This is a genomic window from Massilia sp. (genome assembly GCF_032106685.1).
Classification (GTDB): Bacteria; Pseudomonadota; Gammaproteobacteria; order Burkholderiales; family Burkholderiaceae_D; genus Telluria.
This window is the reverse complement of sequence record NZ_DAMCPG010000002.1, coordinates 239,504-247,317: the sequence shown is the minus strand read 5'-3', so window position 1 is coordinate 247,317 and position 7,814 is coordinate 239,504. Positions and strand designations below refer to the sequence as shown.

Genomic DNA, 7,814 nt, shown 5'->3' with positions numbered 1-7,814 from the left:
CGGCACCCGCTTGTATTCCATGTAGTTGCGCGCCACCGTCCGGTCGCGCACTTCGAGGATGTTCACGCCGCGCGCCACCACGTTCGCGGTACCGTCATCCCTTCGCCTTTGCCGTTCGCTCATCTGACTGCTTGCCGTCCGCCGAAGCGCTTGCCGATCGTGTGTTGAAGTCGAAGACATTACTCGCATGACGGCACTACATTCAAGTACTCCCCAAAAAATCAATGCGATCCCTGGCTGTCATAGCCGGCGCCGCGCCGCGGCGGGCCGGCAGGAAAAAGGGCTGAAGAAAGAGCAGAAGAAATTGCTGCAAAAAGGGCGGGCACGCTTGGCGGCGTCTCCTGTCGAGGCATTTTGTTAGACTGGATGCGGGCCCGGCCTGCCCGCATGACGGGACGCGCCGCATGCCGTCCCGAGGCCAACCTGGCAGTCCATCCGATGACGAGGCAAGTACGTTGACACACCTGGATTCCGACGATTCATCCCTCACGGCGCCAGCCGCCGCGCGTGCATGAGCGGGCCGAGCGCAAGCGAGGTGCGCGCCTGGTTCGCCGCGCGCGGCTGGAAGGCCTTCCCCTTCCAGCGCGAAGTATGGAAGGCGGCGCTGGCCGGGCAGTCCGGGCTGCTGCACGCGAACACCGGCGCCGGCAAGACCTTCGCGGTCTGGTTCGCGGCCCTGCAGCGCGGCGGGCTCGCCAAGAGCAAAAGGACGGGCGGCCTGCGCGTCTTGTGGATCACGCCGATGCGCGCGCTGGCCGCCGACACCCTGCGCGCGCTGGAAGAGTCCGCGGCCGCGCTGGCGCCAGGCTGGACGATCGGCGCGCGCACCGGCGACACCGGCTCGGCCGAACGCGCACGGCAGTCGCGCAACTGGCCCACGGCGCTCGTCACCACGCCCGAGAGCCTGTCGCTGCTGCTCTCGCATGCCGCCGCCCGCGAACAGTTCAAGCACCTCGACATGATCGTCATCGACGAGTGGCACGAACTGATGGGCAGCAAGCGCGGCGTGCAGGTGCAGCTGGCGCTGGCGCGCCTGCGCACCTGGCGCCCGGAGCTGGTCACCTGGGGCGTGTCGGCGACGATGGGCGACCTGGATCTTGCGCGGCGGGTGCTGCTGGGCGATGCGCCGGGCGTGCTGGTCGAGGGCGACACCAGGAAGCAGATCGTGGTCGACTCGCTGATCCCGAAGGACGTCTCGCGCTTTCCCTGGGGCGGCCACCTGGGCATGCAGATGTTGCAGCCCGTGATCGACGAGATCGAGCACTACGACGCGACCCTGGTGTTCACCAACACCCGCGCCCAGTCCGAGATCTGGTACCAGAACATCCTCGACGCACGGCCCGACTGGGCCGGCGTGATCGCGCTGCACCACGGTTCGCTGGCGCGCGAGGTGCGCGACTGGGTCGAGATGGGCCTGAAAAAAGGGGAACTGAAGGCCGTGATCTGCACCGCCAGCCTCGACCTGGGCGTGGACTTCCTGCCGGTCGAGCGCGTGCTCCAGGTCGGCAGCGCCAAGGGCATCGCGCGCCTGCTGCAGCGCGCCGGGCGCAGCGGCCACGCGCCGGGGCGGGTCTCGCGCGTCACCCTGGTGCCGACCAACAGCCTGGAGATCCTGGAGGCGGCCGGCGCCAAGGTCGCGGTGGCCCAGCGCAGGATCGAAGGGCGCTACGTGCCCAATAAACCCTTCGACGTGCTGGTGCAGCACCTGGTGACGGTGGCGCTGGGCGGGGGCTTTCGCTCCGGTGAGCTGTTCGAGGAAGTCAGGCGCGCCTGGTCCTACCGCGAGCTGAACGAGGAGGAGTGGCAGTGGGCGCTCGACTTCGTCGCGCGCGGCGGGCAGAGCCTGACCGTGTACCCGGAATACCGGCGCGTGCTGCCGGACGAGGAGGGCGTCTACCGGGTGCCGGACGTCGGCATCGGCCGCCGTCACCGGATGGGCATCGGCACCATCGTCTCGGACGCGACCATGCAGGTGAAATTCGTCAGCGGCGGGCGCATCGGCAGCATGGAGGAATCCTTCATCTCGCGCCTGAAGCCGGGCGACCATTTCCTGTTCGGCGGGCGCATCCTCGAGTTCGTGCGGGTGCACGAGATGACGGCGTTCGTGAAACGCGCGACCGGCAGCCGCGGCGCGATCGCGCGCTGGCAGGGCGCGAAGATGCCGATGTCCTCGGAGCTGGCGCACGCCGCGCTCGAGCAGCTGCGCCAGGCCGGCGAAGGACGCTTCGAGGGACCGGAAATGGCGGCGATCCGGCCGCTGATCGAGATCCAGCAGCGCTGGTCGGCGCTGCCCACCAGCGACACCCTGGTGCTCGAGACCATGAAAAGCCGCGAAGGCTGGCACCTGTTCATCTACCCGTTCGCCGGGCGCTCGGTGCACACGGGGCTGGCCTCGCTGTTCGCCTGGCGCATCGGGCGGCGCCAGCCGATCACCTTCTCGATCGCGGTCAACGACTATGGTTTCGAGCTGCTCTCGCCCGATCCGGTCGACTGGGCCGGGGAATTCGACGGCGAGACGGGGCTCGAGGTCGGGCTGTTCGACACCGATCGGCTGCTGGAAGACGTGCTGGACAGCCTGAACGCGACCCAGCTGTCGCAGCAGCGCTTTCGCGAGGTGGCGCGCATCGCCGGGCTGGTGTTCCAGGGCTATCCGGGCCAGCCGAAGTCGACGCGCCAGGTGCAGGCCTCGTCCTCGCTGTTCTTCGAGGTCTTCCGCAAGCACGACCGCGGCAACCTGCTGCTCACCCAGGCCGAGCGCGAGGTGCTGGAGCAGGAGCTGGAACTGACCCGCCTGCGCGACACCCTGGTCGAGCTGCACGCGCGGAAAATTGCCTACCGCGAGGTGCGGCGCGCCACGCCCTTCGGCTTCGCCCTGATGGTCGAGCGCTTCCGCGAGAAGGTCAGCACCGAGAAGCTGTCGGACCGGGTGGCGCGCATGGTGCGCGAACTGGAAAAGGCGGCGGCCGCATGAGTGCGGGTGCCGGCCACGCCGCCGTCGAGGTCGCGGGCGAGCGCCTGCTGCTGTTGCCGGAAAAGGCCGTCTACTGGCCGGCGCGGGAGATGCTGGTCATCGCCGACATCCACTTCGGCAAGGCGGCCTCGTTCCGCGCCCTCGGGGTGCCGGTGCCGCGCGGGACCACCACCGAGAACCTGAATGCGCTCGACGCGCTGATCGAGGCCCACGGCGCGCGCGAGGTGATGTTCCTGGGCGACTTCCTGCACGCGCGCGCGGCGCACGCATCCAGCACCCAGCAGGCGATGCTGGCCTGGCGCCATACCCGGCCCGACCTGCAACTGACCCTGGTGCGCGGCAACCACGACCGCCACGCGGGCGACCCGGCCGCCGCCCTCGGCATCGCGCTGGTGGACGAGCCGCATGCCTCGGGCCCCTTCGCCTTCTGCCACCATCCCGACCTGGACGCTCCCGGCTATGCGCTCGCCGGCCACGTCCACCCTGCCTGGGTGCTGGCCACCCGCTTCGACGCGCTGCGCCTGCCGTGCTTCGTGGTCGGGCGCCGGCGCATGATCCTGCCGTCCTTCGGTTCCTTCACCGGCGGCCACGTCGTCACGCGCGAGGCGGGCGACGCGATCTACGTCACTTCGGGCGAAACGGTGCACGCGGCGGTACGCTAGCCAAGCCACGTTTCGCGCCGCCCGCATCCTGTTTCGTCGCCGCCGTTCCCGGCTTCGTCGCAGGCGGCTTGCCCGGCATCGCAGGCAGCGGCACAATTGCGCTCATTCCTTTTGATCAACACGAGAGCGCCGATGTCCCTTCATTCCGACTCCGACGGGGTCCAGCGCCCCCTGCTGGCGCGCATGCTCCCGGACCTGGGCGTCGCGGCCGTCATCAGCATCGCAGCCGCGGTCTGCATCACCCTGGTCGTCGGCCAGCCCGAAACCCTGTACGAGCAGCTCGTCTATTCCGGCTTCATCGGCGTGGGCGCCTTTGTCATCGTCGACCTGGCGCGCCTGCGGATCTGGCCCGGGCCGAGCCGGCGTCCGGGCCAGTGGGCAGCGTTCCTGCTGCTGATGCTGGTCACGGCCGCGGTCGCGCATTTCGGCGGCACGCGGATGGGCGGCCTGCTGTTCGGCCACCGGCCGCCGGCCCTGGTCGACTACCCGACGATCGGCCGCCTGAGCATGGTCGTCCTGACCTTCCTGTGCATCTGCCTGATGGTGCTGCTGGTCGAGCACCGCGAGCGCGTCGCCCGCATCCGGCGCGAGCACCAGGAGGCACGCCTGCGCGCCGAGGTGGTCGAGCGCCAGGCGGTGCAGGCCCAGTTGCGCCTGCTCCAGGCCCAGATCGAGCCGCACATGCTGTTCAACACCCTGGCCAACCTGCAGGGCCTGATCGCGCTGGATCCCGATCGGGCCGGGCTGATGCTCGACCAGTTGATCCAGTACCTGCGCGCCACCCTGGGCGCCACGCGCTCGGAAAGCACCACGCTGGAACAGGAATTCGCGGCGATGGACGCCTATCTCGGGCTGATGCAGGTGCGCATGGGCGAGCGGCTGGCTTACCGCCTGGAGCTGCCGCCGGCACTGCGCGCGGCGCGGCTGCCGCCGCTGCTGCTGCAGCCGCTCGTCGAGAACGCCATCGTGCACGGGCTGGAGCCGAAGATCGACGGCGGCGACATCCTGATGTCCGCCCATGCCAGCGAGGGCCTGCTGGAGATCACCGTGCGCGACAGCGGGCTCGGCTTAAACCAGACCGGGCAGGGCGGCGCTCGATGCAGCGGCGGCGGCGGCGGTGTCGGCGTCACCACCACCCGCGAGCGCCTGCAGGTGCTGTACGGCGAGCGTGCCGCCGTCGTCCTCGCCCAGGCAGAGCCCGAAGGCACCATCGTCCGACTCACCCTTCCACTGGAGACCCCATGAGCATCCGCGCCCTGATTGCCGAAGACGAACCGATCCTCGCCGCCACCCTGGCGCGCAGCCTGCAGCGCCTGTGGCCGGAACTGGAGATCGTCGCCACGGCGCCCAACGGCGTGGCCGCGGTCGAGCAGGCGCTGGCGCTCAAGCCCGACGTCCTCTTCCTCGACATCAAGATGCCGGGTCAGACCGGCCTGGAGGCGGCCGAGGAGCTGGCCGAGCGCTGGGAAGGCCCCGAACCGTTTCCGCAGGTGGTGTTCGTCACCGCCTACGACGAGTACGCGGTGCGGGCCTTCGAGCAGGCCGCCGCCGACTACGTGCTCAAGCCGGCCAACGAGGCGCGCCTGGCGCGCACGGTCGAGCGCCTGCGCGCGCTGCTGGCGGCGCGCCAGGGCAACGGCGGCCTGGACGGTTTGCTGACCCAGCTGCAGGCGCTGCTGCCGGCGGTGGCGGCGCCCGAGCGCCTGACACTCATCCGCGCCGCGGTCGGCAACATGGTGCGCATGATCCCGGTGGAGGAGGTGGTGTTCTTCCAGGCGGTCGACAAGTACGTGAACGTCGCCACCGCCGACAGCGAAGCCCTGATTCGCCTGTCGCTGAAGGAATTGCTGCCCCAGCTGGACCCGGAGCGCTTCCACCAGGTCAGCCGCGGGACGGTGGTGAACATGCGCTGCGTATCGGCCGCCTCGCGCGACACGATGGGGAAGGTGGTGCTGGTGCTGCGCAACCGGCCCGAAAGGCTGCGCGTGAGCCCGGTCTACGCCCACCTGTTCCGCCAAATGTAGAGGTCATCGGGCTAATACGGCTGTGCTCGCCGCGCACGGTACGCTGGCGCACGGTCAGCGCGCCCCAGCAGGCGTACCTTGAAGCCAGGTATCGGACTTGTCCTATCCGATGGAGGCAATCATGAAAGTACGAGCTACCCTGTCCAGCCTGCTGTGCGCAATGCTGCCCCTCGCTCCCATGGCGATGGCGCCGCTGCCCGCGCAGGCCCAGGCAGGATACGATGCGCGCGACAATCTGCCCGCGCCCGCGATCCGCGGCTTCAATGTCGAGGAGGTGCCGCGCATCGCGCCCGGCGTCGCGCTGCACTTCGACCTGTACGGCACGCCCGGCGGCAACGCGACCGTCAAGATCGACGGCGCGACGCGCAACCTGCACCTGACCGAGACCGATCCGGGCCAGTACGTCGGCACCTACACCGTCGGCACCCACGACCGCATCCGGAACGACAGCAGGGCCAGCGCCGACCTGCGCCTGGGCACCCGTTTCACCAGCGAGACGCTGCGTGAAACCCTGGTGCGCGACGGCGCGCCGCCGGTCGCGCGGCGCGAGCTGACGGCCCAGCGCACGACCACGGCGCCGAGAACGGCGCGCTACTGCACCAATTGCGCGACGGTCGAATCGGTGAACGTGGTCCGGGCCGAAGGGGACAACAGCATGCTGGGCACGGCCGGCGGCGCCGTGGTCGGTGGCTTGCTGGGCAACCAGGTCGGCAGCGGCAGCGGCCGCACCGCGGCCACGGTGGCCGGCGCCGTCGGCGGCGCGATGGTCGGACGCAGCGTCGAGCGCAATGCCCGTGCGAAAGATCGCTACGAAGTGGTGGTGCGCTATACGGGCAGCGGCGCTACCCAGACCCTGCGCTACGACAACGATCCGGGCTTTCGCGTCGGCGAGGCCGTGCGCGTGAACGACGGCGTGCTCTCGCGCGACCAGTGACATCGCCGGTGAGGCTGTAACAAAGAAAACAGCCCCGGAGGTTCACGGTCTCCTTGGGAAACCGGGAACTTCCGGAGCCGCCCATCGGCCGGGCGCGTCCCGGCGATGCGGGCCGCTCAAGCCGTCGCCAGGATCTGGTCGTCGCCGGCGGCGTCGAGTTCGGCCTTCTGCTTGGCGCCGGCCTGCTTGGTGCGCGAGCGCGACGGCGGCAGGCGGCGCAGGGTCTTGAGCGCTTCGGCGTCCTTGATGCCGATGGTGCGCTGGTCGACGGTGATCAGGCCGATTTCGTTGAAGGCCGACAGCGTGCGGCTCACGGTTTCCAGGGTCAGGCCGAGGTAGCTGCCGATCTCGTGGCGCGTCATGCGCAGGTTGAACAGCTTGCTCGAATAACCCATCGCCGCGAAGCGGTCGGCCAGCGACACCAGGAAGCGCGCCACCCGGGCTTCGGCCGACAGCGCGCCGAGCATGCCGATCATGGCCTGTTCGCGCACCAGTTCGCGGCTCATCACGCCGTACATCAGGTTTTCCAGCTCCATGTGGACCCGGCCGAGTGCGGTCAGTTTCTTGAACGGCAGCAGGATCAGGTCGCAATCCGACAGCGCCACCGCCTCCGAGGCATAGTGGCGGGTGTGGATGCCGTCGACGCCGAGCATGTCGCCCTTCATGGGGAAGCTTAGGACCTGTTCGTTGCCGAACTCGTCGATGAGGACGGTTTTCAGGAAGCCGGAGTTGACGATGTACAAGGTATCGAAAGCCTGGCCGATGGTGTGGACGCGCTGGCCGGTCTTGAACTGTACGTGCTGGAACAGCAACTCTTCGGAATTGACCGAGACCGCGGCCGGGATATGGAGCAGGTCGCAGACCTCCTTCAGGTTGGACCACAGCCGGCCTTGTCGTTGGCGACCGGCTTCCATCGGGGCCGAATGCATGGTCGACGTGCTGGCACTGCGTTGATCTGTCGTTGGCTGGGACTGCATGCTCATCTCCAGTGAAGAAAACATTCGGGCTTGGCCATGCGGGCCTTGCCGGTGCTTCAATAGGAATCCAGAAAAGCGGCAGGCTTGGCTTACGGTGAGAAAGTAGATCGCAAGCAAGTCGAAACGCTGGATTCAGTATGCCAACACGAGTTCGGCAGGGGTATCAGCAATGGCTGAATGTGTAGGTAGGAGGGTTGGTAGGACTGTAGGAATATTCTTACCGTTAGTGCGTGTCGCCGAGGGAAA

Annotated in this window: 6 protein-coding genes; 5 read left to right on the top strand and 1 reads right to left on the bottom strand. The window is 68.6% G+C overall.

Translation table 11 applies throughout. The features are described 5' to 3' along the window. Positions 1–511 precede the first annotated feature (511 nt). From RT688_RS02975 to RT688_RS02955, 5 genes are all read left to right on the top strand, one after another. Entirely contained in the window at positions 512–2,971 is a 2,460-nt protein-coding gene (locus RT688_RS02975) for a ligase-associated DNA damage response DEXH box helicase (protein WP_313703352.1), read from the top strand. After that, positions 2,968–3,633 (top strand): ligase-associated DNA damage response endonuclease PdeM, encoded by a 666-nt coding sequence (gene pdeM, locus RT688_RS02970; protein WP_313703351.1) that lies wholly within the window; start codon positions 2,968–2,970, stop codon positions 3,631–3,633. The genes RT688_RS02975 and pdeM overlap by 4 nt, the downstream gene beginning before the upstream one ends. A 132-nt stretch (positions 3,634–3,765) precedes the next feature. Next, entirely contained in the window at positions 3,766–4,878 is a 1,113-nt protein-coding gene (locus RT688_RS02965) for a histidine kinase (protein WP_313703350.1), read from the top strand. Further along, positions 4,875–5,657 carry a LytTR family DNA-binding domain-containing protein gene (locus RT688_RS02960; RefSeq protein WP_313703349.1) on the top strand — a complete coding sequence of 261 codons (783 nt, stop codon included), beginning with the start codon at positions 4,875–4,877 and terminating at the stop codon, positions 5,655–5,657. The genes RT688_RS02965 and RT688_RS02960 overlap by 4 nt, the downstream gene beginning before the upstream one ends. Before the next feature lie 121 nt (positions 5,658–5,778). Further along, the gene (locus tag RT688_RS02955; protein ID WP_313703348.1) at positions 5,779–6,591 is read left to right on the top strand and encodes a glycine zipper 2TM domain-containing protein; all 813 of its coding nucleotides are present in this window, start codon (positions 5,779–5,781) and stop codon (positions 6,589–6,591) included. Positions 6,592–6,707: 116 nt separating this feature from the next. On the opposite strand, the gene RT688_RS02950 is transcribed toward RT688_RS02955, so the two are convergent. Continuing rightward, a complete protein-coding gene (locus tag RT688_RS02950; RefSeq protein ID WP_313703357.1) occupies positions 6,708–7,505 on the bottom strand; it encodes a helix-turn-helix domain-containing protein in 798 nt (265 codons plus the stop codon). Between the last annotated feature and the right edge of the window lie 309 nt (positions 7,506–7,814).